Annotated in this window: 13 protein-coding genes and 1 pseudogene; 7 read left to right on the top strand and 7 right to left on the bottom strand. The window is 60.6% G+C overall.

The window, feature by feature from the left end; translation table 11 throughout:
- Positions 1–2,687, top strand: a 2,687-nt coding sequence (locus ABJF10_RS06740; protein ID WP_348543767.1) for an alanine--tRNA ligase-related protein, incomplete at its 5' end; no start/stop codon positions are given.
- Between the two features lie 177 nt (positions 2,688–2,864).
- On the opposite strand, the gene ABJF10_RS06745 is transcribed toward ABJF10_RS06740, so the two are convergent.
- Positions 2,865–3,263, bottom strand: coding sequence for a hypothetical protein (locus ABJF10_RS06745; RefSeq protein ID WP_348543768.1), 399 nt, complete (start codon positions 3,261–3,263; stop codon positions 2,865–2,867).
- Between the two features lie 161 nt (positions 3,264–3,424).
- Here ABJF10_RS06745 and ABJF10_RS06750 point away from each other — a divergent pair.
- The 3 genes and pseudogenes from ABJF10_RS06750 to mqo form a co-directional block, all read left to right on the top strand.
- Positions 3,425–3,712 (top strand): annotated as a pseudogene (locus tag ABJF10_RS06750) (hypothetical protein); the annotation flags it as partial.
- 111 nt (positions 3,713–3,823) lie between these two features.
- The gene (locus ABJF10_RS06755) at positions 3,824–4,450 is read left to right on the top strand and encodes a YdeI/OmpD-associated family protein (protein WP_348543769.1); all 627 of its coding nucleotides are present in this window, start codon (positions 3,824–3,826) and stop codon (positions 4,448–4,450) included.
- A 278-nt stretch (positions 4,451–4,728) separates the two neighbouring features.
- Positions 4,729–6,264 carry a malate dehydrogenase (quinone) gene (mqo, locus tag ABJF10_RS06760; RefSeq protein ID WP_348543770.1) on the top strand — a complete coding sequence of 512 codons (1,536 nt, stop codon included), beginning with the start codon at positions 4,729–4,731 and terminating at the stop codon, positions 6,262–6,264.
- 76 nt (positions 6,265–6,340) lie between these two features.
- Here mqo and ABJF10_RS06765 read toward each other — a convergent pair whose 3' ends face one another.
- The 5 genes from ABJF10_RS06765 to ABJF10_RS06785 form a co-directional block, all read right to left on the bottom strand.
- Positions 6,341–7,228, bottom strand: coding sequence for a translocation protein TolB (locus ABJF10_RS06765; protein ID WP_348543771.1), 888 nt, complete (start codon positions 7,226–7,228; stop codon positions 6,341–6,343).
- Positions 7,229–7,481: 253 nt separating this feature from the next.
- On the bottom strand, positions 7,482–8,366 hold the full coding sequence (locus ABJF10_RS06770) for a hypothetical protein (RefSeq protein ID WP_348543772.1): 885 nt from the start codon (positions 8,364–8,366) through the stop codon (positions 7,482–7,484).
- Positions 8,367–8,415: 49 nt separating this feature from the next.
- Complete coding sequence (locus ABJF10_RS06775) at positions 8,416–9,792, bottom strand: DUF1552 domain-containing protein (RefSeq protein ID WP_348543773.1); 1,377 nt, start codon at positions 9,790–9,792, stop codon at positions 8,416–8,418.
- 817 nt (positions 9,793–10,609) lie between these two features.
- On the bottom strand, positions 10,610–11,347 hold the full coding sequence (locus ABJF10_RS06780; RefSeq protein ID WP_348543774.1) for an alanine--tRNA ligase-related protein: 738 nt from the start codon (positions 11,345–11,347) through the stop codon (positions 10,610–10,612).
- A 53-nt stretch (positions 11,348–11,400) separates the two neighbouring features.
- Positions 11,401–11,841, bottom strand: a complete 441-nt coding sequence (locus tag ABJF10_RS06785) for a cupin domain-containing protein (protein ID WP_348543775.1) — start codon at positions 11,839–11,841, stop codon at positions 11,401–11,403.
- Between the two features lie 375 nt (positions 11,842–12,216).
- On the opposite strand from ABJF10_RS06785, the gene ABJF10_RS06790 reads away from it, so the two are divergent.
- Complete coding sequence (locus ABJF10_RS06790; RefSeq protein ID WP_348543776.1) at positions 12,217–13,257, top strand: hypothetical protein; 1,041 nt, start codon at positions 12,217–12,219, stop codon at positions 13,255–13,257.
- 10 nt (positions 13,258–13,267) lie between these two features.
- Complete coding sequence (locus ABJF10_RS06795; protein WP_348543777.1) at positions 13,268–14,437, top strand: radical SAM protein; 1,170 nt, start codon at positions 13,268–13,270, stop codon at positions 14,435–14,437.
- Between the two features lie 183 nt (positions 14,438–14,620).
- Here the strand turns inward: ABJF10_RS06795 and ABJF10_RS06800 are convergent, their stop codons facing one another.
- Positions 14,621–15,007, bottom strand: coding sequence for a hypothetical protein (locus ABJF10_RS06800; protein WP_348543778.1), 387 nt, complete (start codon positions 15,005–15,007; stop codon positions 14,621–14,623).
- A gap of 215 nt (positions 15,008–15,222) precedes the next feature.
- Here ABJF10_RS06800 and ABJF10_RS06805 point away from each other — a divergent pair, with 215 nt between their 5' ends.
- A complete protein-coding gene (locus tag ABJF10_RS06805; RefSeq protein ID WP_348543779.1) occupies positions 15,223–18,330 on the top strand; it encodes a PVC-type heme-binding CxxCH protein in 3,108 nt (1,035 codons plus the stop codon).
- Positions 18,331–18,405 lie beyond the last annotated feature (75 nt).

Genomic DNA, 18,405 nt, shown 5'->3' on the forward strand with positions numbered 1-18,405 from the left:
TCGTCATCGAAGTCTGGAAATTTCCGCCGCAACGCATCTACGCCACGATTTATCAGCCGGACAAATCCAAGAACGACCCCGCCGAACGCGACGACGAAGCGTGGAATTTCTGGGCGGAAAAATTTCGCAGCGTCGGCCTCGATCCCGCCGTTCACATCGTCAACGGCAACAAGAAGGACAATTTCTGGATGATGGGCGAGACCGGCCCGTGCGGCCCGTGCAGCGAACTGCACGTCGACCTCACCCCCGCCGGCGACACCGGCGGCGCGCTGGTCAACAAAGGCACCGCCGAGTGCATCGAGATCTGGAACCTCGTCTTCATCCAGTTCAACGCCAACCCCGACGGCACTTTTTCCCCGCTCCCCGCGCAGCACGTCGACACCGGCATGGGCTTCGAGCGCGTCGCCTCGATCATCCAGGGCACCAAGGCCTTCAGCGACTTCGCCAACGCCAAGATCTCCAACTACGAAACGGACATCTTCCGCCCGATCTTCGACGAGATCGAAAAACTCAGCGGCAAGCAGTATGGCTCGACTCTTCCGACGGCGGTTCGGACTGTGGAAGAGGATGGTAAAACGAAACAAGTTCCGGCTGCTGCTAACGACGCGGAAGCGCGCGACGTGGCTTTCCGCGTGATCGCCGACCACATCCGCACACTCAGCTTCGCCATCGCCGATGGCATCCAGCCCGGTAACAACACACGAAACTACGTCCTGCGTCGCATTCTACGTCGCGCGGTACGATATGGACGCACCTTGGGTTTCCACGAGCCATTCTTCTACAAGCTCGTCCCCGTTATCTCTCAAACAATGGGTGACGTCTTTCCAGAGGTGCGCGCGAGACAGAAACACATCGAAGAAGTGCTGAAACGGGAGGAGGAATCCTTCAACAAGACGCTGGATCGCGGAATCCAGCTCTTCAATGAAATCGTCCGCAAAAAGGGAGACACCGAAGAAAGCTGGAAGCGTGGACTCGAGTTTCGTCTCAGCAATCGCCGCAAATTGTGGCTGGCGAAATGGCGCAAATCGGGCGGCAAGAATTCGGCGGAGGTCGATGTCGCCACGGACGAGCAGTTGAAGAAGCTTTCGGTTGAAAAGCCCACGACGACTGCCGCAGTAGCAGCGGTGCTTACGGGCTCTCGCTTACCGGCAAACCTTCTCACCGCAGCGACCGACGATTTTGCCTTTCAAATCTCAGCTCACGCCGCCGAGGCAAAAGCGGAACAAAATGACCAGTTGCCCGTCTGCGCGTTCAGCGTTTTCGAACTCGCTGACACATATGGGTTCCCCTTGGATCTGACATCGTTGATGGCGGTCGAAGTCGGCGGTAACGCCAATGTGAAGGGCGCGAAAACCTACGCCGAACTCCAAAAGGAGTTGGCTCAGGAAAGCCAGGTTCGCGACGTCATCGAGCTCTCGGAAATCGAAACGAAGACGCCGACGCATTTCATCGGTTACGATCACGACCACACCGGCGCAGATGTGCAGGAAGTGCTTTCCGTAAAAGGCAAGACCGTGGTCATCGCAAACAACTCCGTCTGCTATGCCGAGATGGGCGGACAGGTCGGCGATAGCGGCGAGATCACCGGGCACGGCGCGAATGCGTGGCGCATCGCCAATACGCAGAAGAGCGGGAACACGTGGCTGCATTTCCTCGAAGAGGCCGACGGTCCCGCCGTAGGCGATCACGTGACGATCCAGGTCGACACTGACCGCCGCGGGGCGATCCAGCGGCATCATTCGGTCACGCATTTGCTGCATTGGGCGTTGCATGAAGTGGTGAGCAAGGAAGCCACGCAGAAGGGTTCCTTCGTCGGGCCGGACAAGCTCACTTTCGATTTCAACAGCGCGGCGCTCACGCCCGTGCAGGTGCGCGACATCGAGCGGCTCGTCAATGAGCGCATCGTCGAGAACACGAGCGTCTCGTGGATCGAGGTGCCGTATGCCGACGTGCGCGGGCGCGCGGACATCATGCAATTCTTCGGCGACAAGTACGGCGAGACCGTGCGCGTAGTGCAGATCGGCGGCCACGCCACCAAGCTCGATGGTTATTCGATGGAACTTTGCGCCGGCACACACACGCGGGCCACGGGCGAGATCGGGCTTTTCCGGATCAATGCCGAGAGCGCCATCGCCGCCGGGGTGCGCCGCATCGAGGCGGTCGCCGGGCTCAACGCCTACGACCTCGCCAATGCCGACACCCAGCGCCTGCACGCGCTGGCCACGAAGATCGGCACGCCGCTGCCCGAGCTGGAGAAGCGCATCGACGGCCTGCTCGCGCAGCAGAAGGAACTCGAGAAAGCCCTCAAGGCCGCGCAACAGCGCGAGGCCGCCGGGCGCGCGAAAGACCTGCTGGCCAGCGCGGAGACGATCAACGGCACGCCCGCGATCATCGCCAACCTCGGCGCGGCCGATGGCGACACGTTGCAGACCGTGGCCGATGCCTTGAAGTCGCATGGCTTCAAGGGCGTCACCGTCCTCGGCGGCACCGCCAATGGCGCGGTTGCCTTGGTCGCCGCGGTCTCCGCGGATTTCACCGCCAAAGCGCAGGCCGGGAAGATCATCCAGGCCATCGCGCCGATCGTCGGTGGCAAAGGCGGCGGCAAGCCCGAAGGGGCGCGTGGTGGGGGCAAAGATCCCACCAAGCTCGACGAAGCGCTGGCCCAGGTGAAGGCGTTGCTGGGGTAGACGTTGCCCCCCCGGGTGTCATCCTGAGCGAAGTCGAAAGCCAAGTCTGCGAGACGCCTATGGGACTGCGGGGCAAACCCCCGCCGAACAACCAGCGATGATCGTTCGTAGAGCGACGGGGTCCTTCGACTCCGTTACACTCCGCTCAGGATGACACCGTGGAGGGCAGCGCAACCCCTACTCGATCTTGAAAAGGATCGTCGCCGTCTTGCCGTCGGCCACCACGCTCAGCATGTAGTCCCCCGCGGCGAGCTTCTGCTTGTCCATGGTGCCGGCGAGCGAGCCTTTGTTGGTGCCTTGCAGGAGGATGATGGCGGGTGACGCGCCGGGGGCGGGCTCGCCCTTGGCGTTGGTCTTGGCGACGTTGATGATGATCGGGTTGCCCGTCGACGTGACTTCGATGGCGGCGTCGTTCTTGACGGCCTTGGCCACCTTCGCGAAGGGCTCGCCCTTTTTGTAGGTCGCCGCCTCGCCGCCGAGGTTCACGGCGAAGGGCAGCGCGCTATAATCCTGCGCCTGGCTGGCGACGAGTCCGAGAGAGACGAAAGAGAAGAGGGCGAGGAGAATCGTTTTCATGTGTTTAGAATGGAGTGAGCGGAATGTTGGAGCAAAGGCCGTGCGCAACAAGCCGGGAAATCGCTCGTCACCGGCTCCCGGACAATGAACCGCGGATGACACGGATGAGCACGGATGAAGAGCCCTTTGTCGGAAATCCGTCCCTATCCGTGACATCCGGGTACCCGTGGCTGGCTTACGGCACGGACTGGCTGGCCTTCGGCCATATCGTGATCGCGCTCTTTTTCCTCGGGCCTTGGCGCGATCCGGTGCCCAATGCGTGGGTGTTGAAGATCGGTCTCGTCGCCTGTGCCGGCGTGCTGCCGCTGGCCCTGATCTGCGGGCCCATCCGGGAGATTCCGTTTTACTGGCGGCTCATCGATTGCAGCTTCGGCATCCTCGGCGCGGTGCCGCTGCTTTATTGCCTGCGGCTGACGGAGCGCTTGCGCGAACAGAACGGCCCAGCCTAAAGGATATGAAAAAGAGCCCGCGAATCACACGGATCACACGAATGGGAAAGATCCATTCGTGTGATCTGTGTGATTCGCGGGCCAAAGCTTTTCCACATCATTTTCAAATCCATGGGCGGCCTCGTCGATAACAGCGGCAATACGCGCGGGCGCAAACCCGACACCTGGCTCGACTCGTGCCCGGATTTCTCGCGTCCGCTGTGCAGCGAATTGCGCGACCTGATCCAACGGTGGGCGCCCGATCTTTCGGAGTCGATCAAGTGGGGCTCGCTGTGCTTCACCGGGCACAAGCTGGTCTGTGCCCTCGGCGCTTTTCAAAAGCACGCCGGCCTCGTCTTTTTCCGCGGCACGGAATTGCCCGATCCCGCGGGTCTCTTCAACCAGGGCGAAGGCAACACCAACATCCGCACCATCCGCCTGACCACGCTCGAGGGCCTCAACCGCCCGGCGCTGAAGCGTCTGCTCCATCTCGCGGTGGAACTCGATGCGCGGCCCGACATCCCGCCGCTGCCTCCGCGCAAACGGGAGCCGTGGCCGACGCCGGATTTTTTCACGCAAGCTTTGAAGACGAACAAACGCGCCGCCGCCTTTTACGCGTCGCTCGCGCCGACTTATCAACGCGAATACCTTGTCTGGCTGACGACCGCGAAACGCGAGGAGACCCGCGAGCAACGGCTCGCACAAACGCTGGCCGCGCTCGCCGCCGGGCGGAAATGGGCGCAGCGCAAGCTGGCCTAACGCGTTGCCAGCAGAGAAGTCCTGGAGGGCACCACGCCGTCGGTGCTGGGGACAATGCCCGACCAAGGAAGCGACGGCGCCGTTGCCCGCGCCCGCCGGCGCTGCCCTTCGGGCTGCCTTCGGCAGGCTATCTCGCTCCGCTCGGTTCCCTCCAGTTCCCGTTACAAAATTTAACGCGCTCGCGCCGCGACACTTCCGCTGCGACTCACCAGAAAGGCTCGTCATTTTTTCGTGAGCCGTGCAAGCTCCGCCTCCGTTCTCCCCGAACGTAAAAAGCTATGCAGGGAGAACCACACCACAAACAACCCGATGTCGTGCTCGTCGGCGCGGGCATCATGAGCGCCACGCTCGGCATTCTGCTCAAGGAGCTGGATCCGACGCTCACCATCTCGATCTTCGAGAGCCTCGACCAGATCGCCGGCGAAAGTTCCAACGGCTGGAACAATGCCGGCACCGGCCACGCCGCGCTCTGTGAGCTCAACTACACGCCGGAGCGTACCGACGGCTCGCTCGAGACGAAGAAAGCCTTCGAGATCAACGAAGAATTCGAGGTCTCGAAGCAGCTCTGGGCCTACCTCGTCGAGCGCGGGGTCATCGAGCGGCCGACCTCTTTCATTCACCAGGTGCCGCACATCAGCTTCGTCAGCGGCGCCAAGGATGTGGCCTATTTGCGCAAGCGCTACACCGCGCTGAAAGGGCACCATCTCTTCTCCGGGATGGAGTACTCGGAGGATCGCCAGAAGCTCAAGGAATGGATGCCGTTGGTGATGCAACGGCGGGACGATACGGTGCCCGCCGCCGCCACCCGTGTGGCCGCTGGGACGGATGTGGATTTCGGCTCGCTCACGCGGCTGCTCATCACCCATCTCAAGGACGAGCCCGGCGTCACGCTGCACCTGCGGCAGCGCATTACCGATGTGGAACGGGAACACGATGGGCGCTGGCGGCTGACCGTGCAGGACAAGATCAGCGGCACGAAGTACGGCGTGAGCACGAAGTTCGTCTTCCTCGGCGCCGGCGGTGGCGCGCTGCCGCTGCTGCAAAAGTCCGGCATCCCCGAGGGCAAGGGCTTCGGCGGTTTTCCGGTGAGCGGCCAGTGGCTGCGCTGCGACAACCCGATCATCACCGGCCGGCACTTTGCGAAGGTTTATGGCAAGGCTTCGCTCGGCGCCCCGCCCATGTCCGTGCCGCATCTCGATACCCGCGTCATCGATGGGAAACGCTCACTCCTCTTCGGTCCCTTTGCCGGCTTCAGCACCAAGTATCTGAAGAACGGTTCGTATCTCGATTTCCCGCTGTCGATGAAGGCGGACAATCTCCTGCCGATGGTGGCCACCGGCGCGACCAACATGGGGCTCACGAAATATCTCATCGGCCAGGTGCTGCAGTCGCCGTGGTCGCGCATTCTCGCCCTGCGCAAGTTCATGCCCTCGGCGAAATACCGGGACTGGTACCTGGAGACCGCCGGCCAGCGGGTGCAGGTCATCAAGAAGGATCCGAAGAAGGGGGGCGTGCTGCAGTTTGGCACCGAGGTCGTATCGGCGAGCGACGGCACGCTAGCCGCGCTGCTCGGCGCGTCGCCCGGCGCTTCCACTGCAGTATCGATCATGCTCGAGATCCTGGCGCGCTGCTTCCCCGGCGAGATGGATTCGGAGGCCTGGCAAACGAAGCTGGGCGAGATCATCCCGTCGTTTGGCCAGTCGCTCATCACCGACGCCGTCCTCGCCCAGGAAATAGGCGACCGCACGGCGGAAGTCCTGGAGCTCCGTGACGACCTGGAGTATTCGCGTCTCACCGACGAGCCCTTCGCCTGACGCCTCGGCCGCGACCGACGCGGACTTGCACCAATTCCCCTGGCGAGAGTGCCCGTCGCAGGCCATTCTTTTTTGCTCAGCGCGAGACCGTGGGATAACGCACGTCCTTGGCGATGGCCTTGGAAGTCGCTCCACCGGGCAAGGTCATCTTGTAAAGCGACGCGGTCTTTTCGCCGACGGCCTGGCTGATGAAGAACAAGGTCGAGTCGTCGATCCAGCAGGCATCCCAGCCGAACTGCTTCTTCGGGGTGAGGCGGGTTCCTTTTTTCGACGCGAGGTCGAGGGTCCAGATCGCGGGCAGCGGGCCGTCCCAGTCCTTGCGATGCGCCTCTTCATTCATGTCGATCCCGAGCAGCAACTTCTGGCCATCGGGCGAAACGTCGAGGCGCCCGTCGCCGCTCATGTCGCCGTTCGGGATGCTCTTCTGGATGTTCCATTCCCCGATCGTCGCGCCGTCGAGACCGATGCGGTAGATGTTCTTCATGTCCTCGACGAAGAGCGATTTGCCGTCCGGCGCCCAGCAGGGCGAATAAAGCGTGGCCTCGGCGTCCTTGGCCTTCTTGATGAAGCGGAAGCCGGTGCCGTCGGCATTGATCATCACCAGATGCCAGTTGTGGCCGTCGTAGAGCGTGAAGGCGAGGTGCGTGCCGTCCGGCGACCATTTGGGATAGTAGACATTTTCGCTCGGCACGTCCTTGAAGACCGTCTGCTTGCCGCTGGCGAGATCCACCACGGCGATATGCCGCGCCCAGGCCGTCTTGCCGGTTTGCTCCTCGGTGTTGAAGGCGACGCGGGTGCCGTCGGGCGAGATGACCGGGAAAAGGCCCGTGCCAATCTTCTTCGCGCCGCTGCCGTCGAGGTTGGCGACCCAGACCTTGCGGTCGCGCTCGTAGGCCAGTTTGCGGGTGGAGTCTTCGGCGGCGACAGAGAGGACGCCGCACAACAGGAATAACAGGGGGAGCATGCGAGGGGGGTGCATGGCGGTAGAAAACACCGGACGCCGGCTTCTGGCGAAGCGAAAACGCGGACGTCGCACCAGCCGCAGCCTTGGTGATGTCTAAAAAGTGAGCCCTCTCCTCGCGTGTCATTCTGAGCGGAGTGTAACGCAGTCGAAGAACCCCGTCGCTCTACCAGCGATGATCTTTGGTATAGCGACGGGATCCTTCGACTTCGCTCAGGATGACACCGCGAAGGAAAGTGTAAATTATTTCACAGCCTCAGCGCGAGACGGTCGGGTTGCTGGCGTTCTTGACGACCAACTCGCGCTTCCTGCCATCGATCGAGAGGCGATAGATCGAGGCCTCCCGCGACTTTTCCGGCTGCACGGCGCAGAGGATTTCGCTCTCGCTGATCCACGCCGGGTCCCACGCGAAATAGCCTTTCGGCGTGAGGCGCGTGGCCTTGCCGGTGGCGAAATCGAAGGTCCAGACGGCGGGCGGCGGGCCGTCCCAATACTTGCGCGTGATGTTCTCGTCCATGTCGGCATCGAGCAGCAGCGTGTGCCCATCGCCCGCCATGGAAAATTGCTGGCCGCTGTTGAACGAGGCGCGGGGGATGAATTTCGTGAGGCTGCGCTTTTCCTGCACCGTGCCGTCGAGGGCGAAGTGATAAAGCGAATCGAGATCCTGCGCGTAAAAGCTCTGGCTGTCGGGCAGCCAGGCCACGGAATTCAACGAGCTGCCCACCTTTGCTTTTGGCTCGAAATAATGAAAATGCGAGCCGTCCGCGTCGATGACGCCCAGGCGCCAATCACTCCCGACGAAGGTGTTGAAAATCAGCTTCGCGCCGTCGGGCGACCAGACCGGACCGTAACTGTTGTTGCTCGGAATCCCGGGGAGGATAGTGATCTTGCCGGTGGCGAGATCGGCGATCGCGATGTGGCGCTCGGGAGTTTTCTCCGCCTGGGTGTTGAAGGCCAGCCGCGTGCCATCGGGGGAGATATTGGGGTCGGCGCCGGTGGCTATTTTCTTCGCGCCACTGCCATCGAGGTTCGCAACGTAGAGCGCCTCACCCCGGGCATAAGCCATCTTGCGCGGAGCATCCCCGGCATGGAGGGCGACCGCGGTACAGAGGAAAACGGCGAAAATACGGAATAGACGCATACGCACAATACGCCCAGAGGCGCGCCCCCCTTACAAGTTTCCCGGCGAACTAGATGCGCTCCAGTCGCCCGGTGCTATCGCCGATCTTGTCGGCCTTCACTCCCATGCGGTCGAGGAGGGACAGGTAGAGATTGGTCATCGGTGTTTCCTTTTCGTAGTGCACGTGCCGGCCGGGCTTGAGCGTGCCGCCGCCGCCGCCGCAAAGGAGCACGGGCAGGTCGTGATGCTGGTGTGCCTGGGGATCGGCAATCGCGCCGCCGACCACGATCATCGAATTTTCGAGCACGGTGCCAAAGCCCTCCTTCATCCCCTGCAGCTTCGTGAGGAAATAGGCGATCTGCTCGATGTGGAATTTGTTGATCTGCGCGAGCTTCGCCTTTTTGTCCGCGCTGCCGCCGTGATGCGACAGGTCGTGGTGCCCATCGGTGACCCCGATGAAGGGATACGGCCGGTTGCTCCCCTCGTGCTGCACCATCATCGTGGCGATGCGCGTGGAATCCGTCTGCATGGACAGCGCCAGCAGATCGTACATCAGCTTGATGTGCTCGGTAAAATCGGCCGGGATGCCCTCCGGCTTCTCCATGGCGGCGTGCGGCTTGGCCTGGTTGGCCGCCTTGAATTTCGCGTCCTGCTGGATGGCCGTTTCGGTCTCGCGCAGGCCGGTGAGATACTCGTCGAGCTTGTGACGGTCGGTGGCGCCAAGGTTCTTTTGAAAGGCCTTCGCATCCGCCGAGACCACGTCGAGGATCGAGCTGCGGCAGCTCTCACGCAGCGCCCGGCCGGCGATGAGGTCGGGATCTTCCTCATTCGCCGAGAAGAGGCGCTCGAAGACCAGTCGCGGATCGCCGATCGGCGGCATGGGCGAGTTTTCGTTGCGCCAGGAAAGGTTGTTTTGATAGGCGCAGGCGTAACCGGAATCGCACGAACCGGCCTGTCGCAGGTTCGTCTCGCAGCTCAGCTCCATGGAAGGCAGCCGCGTGTTCTTGCCGATCTGCATCGCCGCCACTTGATCGACCGAGACGCCGACCGCAATGTCCGCCCCCGCCGTCTTGCGCGCATGAACACCCGTGAGAAAGCACGAATTGGCCCGCGCGTGATCGCCCGCGCCATCCCCCAGCGCCCGCGCCTGCACATGCGCCAACCCGCTCAACACCGACACCTGCTGCCGCACCGCCTGCAACGGCGCCAGCGTCGAGGACAGCTCGAATTTGTCGCCGATGACTTTCGGCGTCCAGCTCTCCATCTCCGCCCCATTCGGCAGGTACATGAAAATCATGCGCCGGGGCGTACCGCCCACAGGAGCGACGGAGGCGGCTTTCAAGACATCGGGCAGCATGCACTCGAGAAACGGCAGCGCCATGGTGACGCCCAGGCCGCGGAGAAACGTGCGACGCGGCAGATAGATGGATTTTTTGGGGATGTGCATGTCAGTTCTCGCTTTCTACTGCTTGGCGGTGCAGGCGCAGGCCTTCGCTTCCAGCGAAAACAAAGGGCGCCAAAGGGATAAAAACCGGCGGGACCGATTGGTTCGCAATAAATTCCGCAGCTTTTGCATTGGATCGCAGTGTAGAGGCAATCCTGAGAGGGTGCAATAACCCGCAATAGCCCACATTCGGTTCCGGGGATGGGAGAAAAATTCAAAGGCTTAGTCGACCTTAATGCAGCTTAATCCGGCTTAATTTTACTCTGATAGCGATGGGTGCGAGAAAGGTGGGATCGAGGTAGGATCCAAAGTGGGAGAAGAGTGATATCCTACCGAGATCGCCCGAGGCCGGACGCCGCGTTCTGTCCCGGGACAGCGTCTTTTCTGGCCATCCGGAGCCCGGACACGAGGATCGGCGAGGAACGCTCATTGGCTGATTGAATCAGGAATCGCGAAAAATATCCCCGCATCCTTGGGGTGCCAATCACTGCGATTTCGAATGTCAAAGATCCTGCTTCTTCCGACCATCTACCCGAGCCTGCCGTCGTCCCTTATTTCAGCACCAATCTTACCGTGAGTGCACAAAAAGGCAAGCACAATGTGTTCATAAGAACGCCATTTCATCCGAAGCATATCCCGTGGAGCCACATTTGCTCCTGCTCGCGCTCAAGATTTTCAACGCGTCAGTTCAAGCGCCGACGGATTCCCGCAGCCTCCTTAAGGCGACTCTTTTCGTTCCCGACCGCCCGACCGACTTTGCAAGCCGATCGGGCGGCTCCGCTGTGCCGACGCGTTTCATAACGCGCCGCAGTTGTTCACGCTACCGGTCCACAATCTGATAGTGAACGCGGCTTCCGGTCTGGTCGGCCGTCTGGTGAATGGCGGTGACAACCACACGGCCAATCTCACCAGTCCGGGCGACGTGAACGCCGCCGCAAGGGACGAGTTCGCCGTTGCCGATACGTACCGTTCGCAACGGCTTATTTTTCGGCAGGTTCGTTGGCAGGAAGCGGCAGCCGGCGACGAGTTCGTCGAAGGTGGCTTCACGCATCACGACTGGCAAGTCAGCCCACACAAGTGCATCGATGGACTCTTCCAGCGGCTTTTGATCGCGAGCATCGAGCGAGCCATGATACTCAACATAAGGGTCGCGGTTGTGCTCCGCCTTGCGGGGCACGAGCCCGGTTGGACGAAGCGTGAGAAACGCATCGTGGAGCAGATGCCCGGCCGTATGCAGCCGCATCCCTTGATAGCGGCGGTTCCAATCGAGGCGAATTCGCACTGGTTCCAAATGCTCGAAGGAGCCGGCTTCGAGCAAACCCTCATGCACGATGGAGCCATTGTCGAACTGGACGCGTTCGACGCGCAGCCGTCCGCCATTTTCGCCAATGATTTCGCCGACGTCGTGGAGTTGCCCGCCTCCGCCTGGGAAATAGATCGAGCCGTCCAGCACCAGCCGGTGTTTTTGGCCTTTCGGTTGAAAGTGAAGAACAGCGGCTTCCGCCTCTCGCTGGTTTGGAGAAGCGTAGTAATCAAGAATCGTAGGAAATGTAGTCATAGTGATCGGTTGCCGCCCGGAGACCGGGGTCTCCGGGCGGCAGTTTTCCGTTCCTAGTCGGCGTGGGCGACACCCCGTGCGACGATGTAGGTCATCGGCACGTTGAACGCGTTTACGGGGCGATGAATCACACCTTTGGGAATAAAGATGAATTCACCCGCCGTAGCTTTCGTTTGGTGCACGTTTCGGCCTTTATCGATCCACTCGGCAATGACACGTCCCGCCAAGATGTACAAGGCGGTATCGGTGTCGTGATGCGCGTGAAACGCCCCCTCTGAGTGCGGGGGCATGTCGCCCTTCGCCATGCTGACTCCCGTGGTATTGCAAGTGACGTCGCAAATGCCCCAAGCCCGGAACGGGCCGTGGTCCACGTCCGTAAAGAACTCGTCATCCTTCACGACGGCGACATCGTTTTGCCCGCAGGCATGGCGATTGTGGGCGACGGGGTTGCTTCCGATCGCTTGATCGGAACCGGTGTTTGTCTCTAGTTTCATCTTCTCAAACGCCAAAAGAGCTAAAGCCGCTCACGACCCGTCACCCCATAGAGGGCGACATCTCCGACTTCGCTTGCATTTAGTTCAAATCGAGGCCAGATTTCGTCGTGAGGCCGCGAGCGGCCCGCACCGGATCCCGGCTCATGGCTTCGCTGATCGACCCTCGAAAAGTATGATCAACAGAGTTGTGACCGGGATCTTCGTTTTTGACTTGTAACCGTTTTAAGTAATTTCACGAGCTTCGTCAATATTTTGTTTCCTGTTGCGCAACTTTTATTCCCAAGGCAAGAATCGAGCCAAATTTGGGATGGGTATGAGAACTGCTGAATTTTGTTACTTCATATAATACCGCAACCCTGTTAGTGTGCGGCGACAATGAACCGACCCCTTTCCAAACTCCTTGATGACGAAATTCAACGGTTGGCAACTGATCCCAAATTCAGCGGGAATCTTGGCACTCTCCAAGAGCAAGCGGACTTTCTCGGGACTACCAAGAGTTGGTTGTCGCGGTTGCGCAACGGCAAGGTGTCACTCTCGAATGTGCTCGCCCAGCAATTCGCCGCAAGATTGCGCCCGGAAAGCGGTCCAGAATGCGCCCATCTTTACCAAGAATTGCGAAAATTCGGTGAGCCCGAAACGACCCAGCACGAGCCAACACTCCAGTCGCTCGAAGACACTGGCGACATTCGGAATGTCGAAGGGTTTTTCGATCGAGTCGGGCGCCTTGATACCCTTGTCTGCGTCGACTATCGCGATGTTCCTCGAGCCGATCCTGCTGGAAAATATCGGAGCTATGCGGTTCTCGCTGGTCAAGCCATTGCCGCGGGCGGCAGCTTTGCCATGTTCCAACCGTTCGGCTCCGACGATCACAAACGAGAGGCCAACGGAACTGGCGAACTCAAATCGTACTACCACACGCAAAATGTTCGCGCTTACCTAGGCAATCTCATCAGGCGCGTCCGCCACGCGTATGAATTGATCTTAGCGGAGGCCTTGAAGACCGCAAATGAAATGGGTGTCCGGCCGGAGGAGGTGGCGAAACGCATCGTTCTGTACGAACGGGGAGACTTGGCAATTTACCCGCCAAACTTCACCACCGGTGTGCTTTCGAGGCTTTTTTATGCCGAGGTGCCAAACAAGGAGACATTCGAGCGCGAGGTGTGGGAGTGGGTCGCCAGTCCACGGCGCGACTTCTTCATTCGTCGCGACGAAAGTTCCGCACCGGTGGACGTGATCTCCGAACAGTTTGTTCCCGTGGTGAGTTTCTGGCAGGACAACCACCGCCTGCCGCTAACCGACGAAGAACTTGCCAGCAACATGCAAACGGCGTGCAAAGAGCTTTATGCACAACTGCCCGCGCAAATCTGGGTGGTCTCTGAAGTGACGAAACAGGCGCGGGCCGCGATCGAAAACTAGAGCCAGCGAGATGCCCGACGACGTTCCCAATATTCCTGGAGATCTCGACCTGCCGGCTTCGTATGGCTTCACCATGCGCGGCTGGGATTTCTCGGCAGCCGAGGTTGGAGACGCCATTCGCGGACACCGCATGCTGAATCCGGCTTTTGAACTTGGCGGCAATGTTTGCCCCTGGAATTGCGATTTCTGTTTTACGGAGTCGCCGGCCAATCGCGGCGACCGCAAACGCCACCTTGCTGGTGAACTTTCATTGGAACGCCGCCTGCGACTGATCGACGAAGCCGCGGGCCTCGGCGCACGCTCGATCAATTTCGTCGGTGCGGGGGAACCGACCATCGACCCGGATTTCTGGACGCTCATCGAACGGATGCAGAGATGCGGGATTACACCGATCGTTTACTCGGAGGCGTCGCTCAAGCTGGGGAGTCACAGTTTTTCCCAGCGTTTATTCGACCTCGGAGCCACTGTCGTAGTGAAGGTAAACTCCCTCACCAATGCGCAGTACCAAGACCGTGTGGTGCGTGGTATTCGGTCCAAGCCTGGAATCCCGACCAATAGCTACACTGTGCAACGGGCCCGCGCGCTCGACACACTGATGGACGTGGGATTCAACCTGCCGACTCCAACGCGTCTGGCCTTCGACACCATCATTTGCCGGGAGAATCTAGACGATATCGTAGAAATCCACCGCTTTGGCCGGCTCAACAACATCTTCACGATCATGGTCAACTATCTGCCATCGGGCCGGACCGTGGATGGTCATACCTCGGCCATTTCGTGGGATGAGCAACATGCTATGTTCCGCCGGCTGGCCGCAATCGACGCCAGCGACTTCGGCCTGCACCACGCCGCTCATTTTCCCTATTCGGGAGGAGTGCCCTGCACCATCCGTGGCCTCGGACTGTATGTAAAGGTGCGCGGCGAAGTCTTCGATTGCCCAGGCGAAGCGATCCCTCTTGGCAATGTGCGGGACGATTCGCTCGAGGCAATTTGGGCAAAGACGAAAGAAATCACAGCCGGCTTTGACGGCGGTTGTTTTCCGCGCCAGCAATTTTGGAAGCGCATGGCCGCGCTAGCTAAAGCGCAGGCGAATCACAAACAATCGCCACACACCACCCTAAACGACGTCATCACCCCTCCATTGCCGGAGACGAGTTTGCGGGTAACGAAGTCCGTGTAGGGCTTAGAGGTCGCTCCGGCGCCGGTGCGACGCTGGGCTGAAGTCAAATAGCTAGAGCGCGCTGCATCCACATGTCGTGCAGAAGAATGTTACATAGCACGACAGCTCTCGGTAGAGGCCAGTCAGGATCTGAATGTCAAGAGACAAAGGGTCTGGCACGGACCTAATAAATGTAAAATGACGCTACCAACTGAACTCCTTTGCTTTTTTGTTCCAGTCGATCGCGGGCAAATGTGCGAGCGCAATTTTTTCGAATTCAAGCGATAGTCCCGCTTGAAACCAAATGACAATCAGCGATGAAGCGCATTCTTGAGAACCTGGCAGGGGGGTGTAAGAAACGAATTCGCCCATGCACAAAAACTGAGTGGATAGATCAGGCGGAATCGAAGAGTTCGTTGGTAGCAATTCACACGGCTCGTCCGGCCATATCCGCTTTGCTATCGCCATGGCATGCTCGTCGAGGATTGTCTGGGCTATTCCGGCCGAGAAATTGGCAGCAAGATTTTTAAAGAAAAAAGAAACCAGCGAGATTTCGCGCCCGTCGGCCAGAGTTCTTGTCGACTCACCCATTGTCAGATGCATGAAGTGAGTCGAGCGTCGAGCGGTTTCCTCGTCAATGCATTTGCTCGCCAGACAACCGTCTTCGCACACGACCAGAAGGGCACGCTGTTGACGTAACGAAATACGTCAGGGGCGCGGCTCGAACATCGGGACGGAAACGGCTTGGATTGGGCGGGGAAATGAATCTAGCTATCCAGACCCCTATGAATCGATTTCTCCCCCCTATGATTTCCTGGCTTGTTTACAGCTTGGCGATGGCCGCGATGGTACAGTCGCTTGGCGCGCAAACGACGGCTCCGGCGGCGGCTTCCCCGGCGGCGGCTCCAGCGGTCGGGGGTTCCTCCGCGGGGAATCCGGCGGCGGCGGTTAAGGCGGGAAATGAGGAAGTGCGCAAGGTGATGGAAACTTTCAAGGGGCGCGGCGTGATGCGGGACAATACGCCGCCCACACCGCCGAGCGAGGCGTTGAAGACTTTCCAAATGCGGGACGGGTTCGCCATCGACATGATGGCGAGCGAACCGGAGGCGTGTCAGCCGCTCTACATGAGCTGGGATTCGCGCGGACGGATGTGGGTGACGCAGTATCTGCAGTATCAGTTTCCCGCCGGGCTGAAGATCCTCAGCTACGACCAGCATTTGCGGGCGGTCTACGACAAGGTGCCGGAGCCGCCACCGCGGGGGATGAAGGGCGCCGACCAGGTGACGATCTTCGAAGACACCAAGGGGACGGGCACGTTCGATCAGCACAAGGTGGCGATCAGTGGGCTGAACATTGCCACGGCGGCGATCAAGGGCGCCGGCGGTATCTGGGTGATGAATGCCCCATATCTGCTCTTCTATCCGGATGCGAATGACGACGACATTCCGGACGGCGATCCGCAGGTAATGCTGAGCGGGTTCGGAATGGAGGACACACACTCGGTGGCCAACAGCCTGCACTGGGGTCCGGACGGCTGGCTCTACGGCGCAAACGGCAGCACGACCACGGCGAATATCTCCTCGGCGGTGACGAAGAACGTGCGTTTCCAAGGCCAGCACATCTGGCGGTACAATCCCAGGACAAAGGTGTTCGAGATTTACGCGGAAGGCGGGGGCAATACGTTCAGCTGCGAGTTCGATGCGCAAGGACGGGTCTTCAGCGGGACGAACGGCGCCGCGCGCGGGATGCACTACGATCAAGGGATGAGCGGGGTGAAGGCCTTCGGAAAGCATGGGCCGCCGGATAATCCGTACGGCTTCGGTTACTTCGATCACATGGAGACGAAGAGCGATAACAAGCGCTTCAGCCAGGCGTTCTGCATTTACGATGGCGGGCTGATGGATGCGGCGCTGGGCGGGCATTTCATCGCGGCGAACGCGTTGCAAAACATGGTGTATGTGAGCCGCCGCGTGCCGGTCACCTCGACGTTTCGCGCGGAGGATGAGGAACCGCTGCTGCACTGCACAGACCGCTGGTTTCGCCCGGTGGACATCAAGGTGGGGCCGGACGGCTGCATCTACCTGGCGGATTGGTACGACACGCGGTTGAGCCATGTGAGCCCGGTCGATGACTGGAGCAAGACCGACGGGCGTATTTATCGCGTGCGGCCCACCGGGGCAAATGTGGCCTTGAAGCCATTCAACCTGCACACCGCGCCGGTGAGCGAACTGATCGGCTACCTGAGCCATGCAAACCGGTGGTTCCGGCAGCAGGCGGCGCTGGAGCTGGGCTGGCGTGAGGATAAATCGGCTCTGCCGCAACTGGAGAAGCTGGCGCGCGATCCGAAAAATTCGCACGCCGTCGACGCGCTCTTCGCCATCCACATGCTGGGTGGACTGGACGACAACCTGGCGATGGATCTGCTGAAGCATCCCGATCCGTACGTGCGCCGGTGGGTGGTGCGTTGCGCGGGCGACCGTAATGAAACGAGCACGCTGCTGGCCTCGGGCTTGAAGAGCCTGGCGGCGACGGAGCAGCAGCCGGAAGTGCGGACGCAACTGCTGTGCAGCGCCAAGCGGCTGCCGGCCGAGGCTGGGCTGCCGATCGTGCGCACGATGATGGAGCGCAACGAAGACATGCAGGACCAGCGCATTCCGCTGCTGCTTTGGTGGGCGGTCGAGAGCAAGGCGGTGAGCGATCGTGACGCCGTGCTGGCACTCTTCGAAGATCCGAAGGTGTGGGATTTTCAACTGGCGCGGACTTATGGCGCGCAGTACCTGGCGAAACGCTGGGCGATGGCCGGGGGCACGGAGAATTACGATGCGTGCGCGAAGCTGCTGGCGCTGGCGAAGCGGAGCCAGGACCAGGCGGTGGTGATCGAAGGGGTGGCGTCCGCGTTTGAAGGGGGCAAATTGCCGGAGCTGCCGCCGGCCTTGTCGGGACCGTTGATTGCGTATTTCAAGAGCCAGATGGATAGCGATCTCGCGATGGCGGTGAAGACCGGCAATGCGGACGCAGCGAAGAAGGCGCTGGCTATTGTCGCGGACAAGAATGCGCCGCCAGTGAAGCGCATCTCCCTGCTCGAAGCGCTCGCGCAATCCGGCGACAAGCGAGTGGTGCCGGTGATCGAGGCGACGTTTGCCAGCACGGGTGACATTCCGCTCAAGAAGACGGCGCTCGCGGAGGCGAGCCGGTTTGACGACGTGAAGATCGCGCAGAGCGCGGTGGCGTCCTACGAGGCGAAGCTCGCTGGTGATCCGGCGGTGCGGGACGCGACCCACCGCATGCTGGTGAGCCGCAAAGACTGGGCCCGCATTTTCCTGGGCGAAGTGGAGTTCCACCACATCAAGGAAAAGAACGTGGCGCCGGACGTGGTGCGCCAGATCGGGCAGTATCACGACGCGGAGATGGATGCGCTGGTGAAGAAGTATTGGCCGTCGTCGGACTTGAAACTGAGCAACGCGCAGGTGGTCGCGGAAGCGAACCGGATCAAGGCCCTGCTCGCCAACGGTCTGGGCGATCCCGCGAAGGGCAAAGTGACCTTCACGCAGCGCTGCTCGATCTGCCATACGCTCTTCGGCGAAGGCGGGCACGTGGGGCCGGAATTGACCGGCTACGAACGCACCAACAAGGATTTCTGGCTGGTGGCCATTTTGTCGCCGAGCGCGGAAATTCGCGAGGGGTTCGGCGCCTATATCTGCAAGGTAAAGGACGGCCAGATTTTCACCGGGCTCATCGACAAGCAGGATGCCGGGGGCGTGGTGATCCGGGACGTGGCCGGGCAGAAGCACGCAGTCAAGCAATCGGACATCGAAAGCCTGGAAGCATCGCCCATCTCGCTCATGCCGGAGGGAATGCTCGGCGGATTGAGCGACGCGGAACTGAAGGACTTGTTCGCGTTTTTGATGCAGTGACGCGCGGAGAGTAGATCGCGGACCGTTAATCGTTGATAGACCGCCACGCATTCGCCGAGGCAACCGCGCCGCGGC

This window comes from Chthoniobacter sp. (genome assembly GCF_040003245.1).
In the GTDB taxonomy this organism is placed as follows: Bacteria; Verrucomicrobiota; Verrucomicrobiia; order Chthoniobacterales; family Chthoniobacteraceae; genus Chthoniobacter.

Excerpts from the sequence above, each read along its gene's own strand:
- ABJF10_RS06745 (WP_348543768.1), bottom strand. The coding sequence starts at position 3,263 with ATGAAAACGATTCTCCTCGCCCTCTTCTCTTTCGTCTCTCTCGGACTC.
- ABJF10_RS06755 (WP_348543769.1), top strand. The coding sequence starts at position 3,824 with ATGGGCGGCCTCGTCGATAACAGCGGCAATACGCGCGGGCGCAAACCC.
- mqo (WP_348543770.1), top strand. The coding sequence starts at position 4,729 with ATGCAGGGAGAACCACACCACAAACAACCCGATGTCGTGCTCGTCGGC.
- ABJF10_RS06765 (WP_348543771.1), bottom strand. The coding sequence starts at position 7,228 with ATGCTCCCCCTGTTATTCCTGTTGTGCGGCGTCCTCTCTGTCGCCGCC.
- ABJF10_RS06770 (WP_348543772.1), bottom strand. The coding sequence starts at position 8,366 with ATGCGTCTATTCCGTATTTTCGCCGTTTTCCTCTGTACCGCGGTCGCC.
- ABJF10_RS06775 (WP_348543773.1), bottom strand. The coding sequence starts at position 9,792 with ATGCACATCCCCAAAAAATCCATCTATCTGCCGCGTCGCACGTTTCTC.
- ABJF10_RS06780 (WP_348543774.1), bottom strand. The coding sequence starts at position 11,347 with ATGACTACATTTCCTACGATTCTTGATTACTACGCTTCTCCAAACCAG.
- ABJF10_RS06785 (WP_348543775.1), bottom strand. The coding sequence starts at position 11,841 with ATGAAACTAGAGACAAACACCGGTTCCGATCAAGCGATCGGAAGCAAC.
- ABJF10_RS06790 (WP_348543776.1), top strand. The coding sequence starts at position 12,217 with ATGAACCGACCCCTTTCCAAACTCCTTGATGACGAAATTCAACGGTTG.
- ABJF10_RS06795 (WP_348543777.1), top strand. The coding sequence starts at position 13,268 with ATGCCCGACGACGTTCCCAATATTCCTGGAGATCTCGACCTGCCGGCT.
- ABJF10_RS06800 (WP_348543778.1), bottom strand. The coding sequence starts at position 15,007 with ATGGGTGAGTCGACAAGAACTCTGGCCGACGGGCGCGAAATCTCGCTG.
- ABJF10_RS06805 (WP_348543779.1), top strand. The coding sequence starts at position 15,223 with ATGATTTCCTGGCTTGTTTACAGCTTGGCGATGGCCGCGATGGTACAG.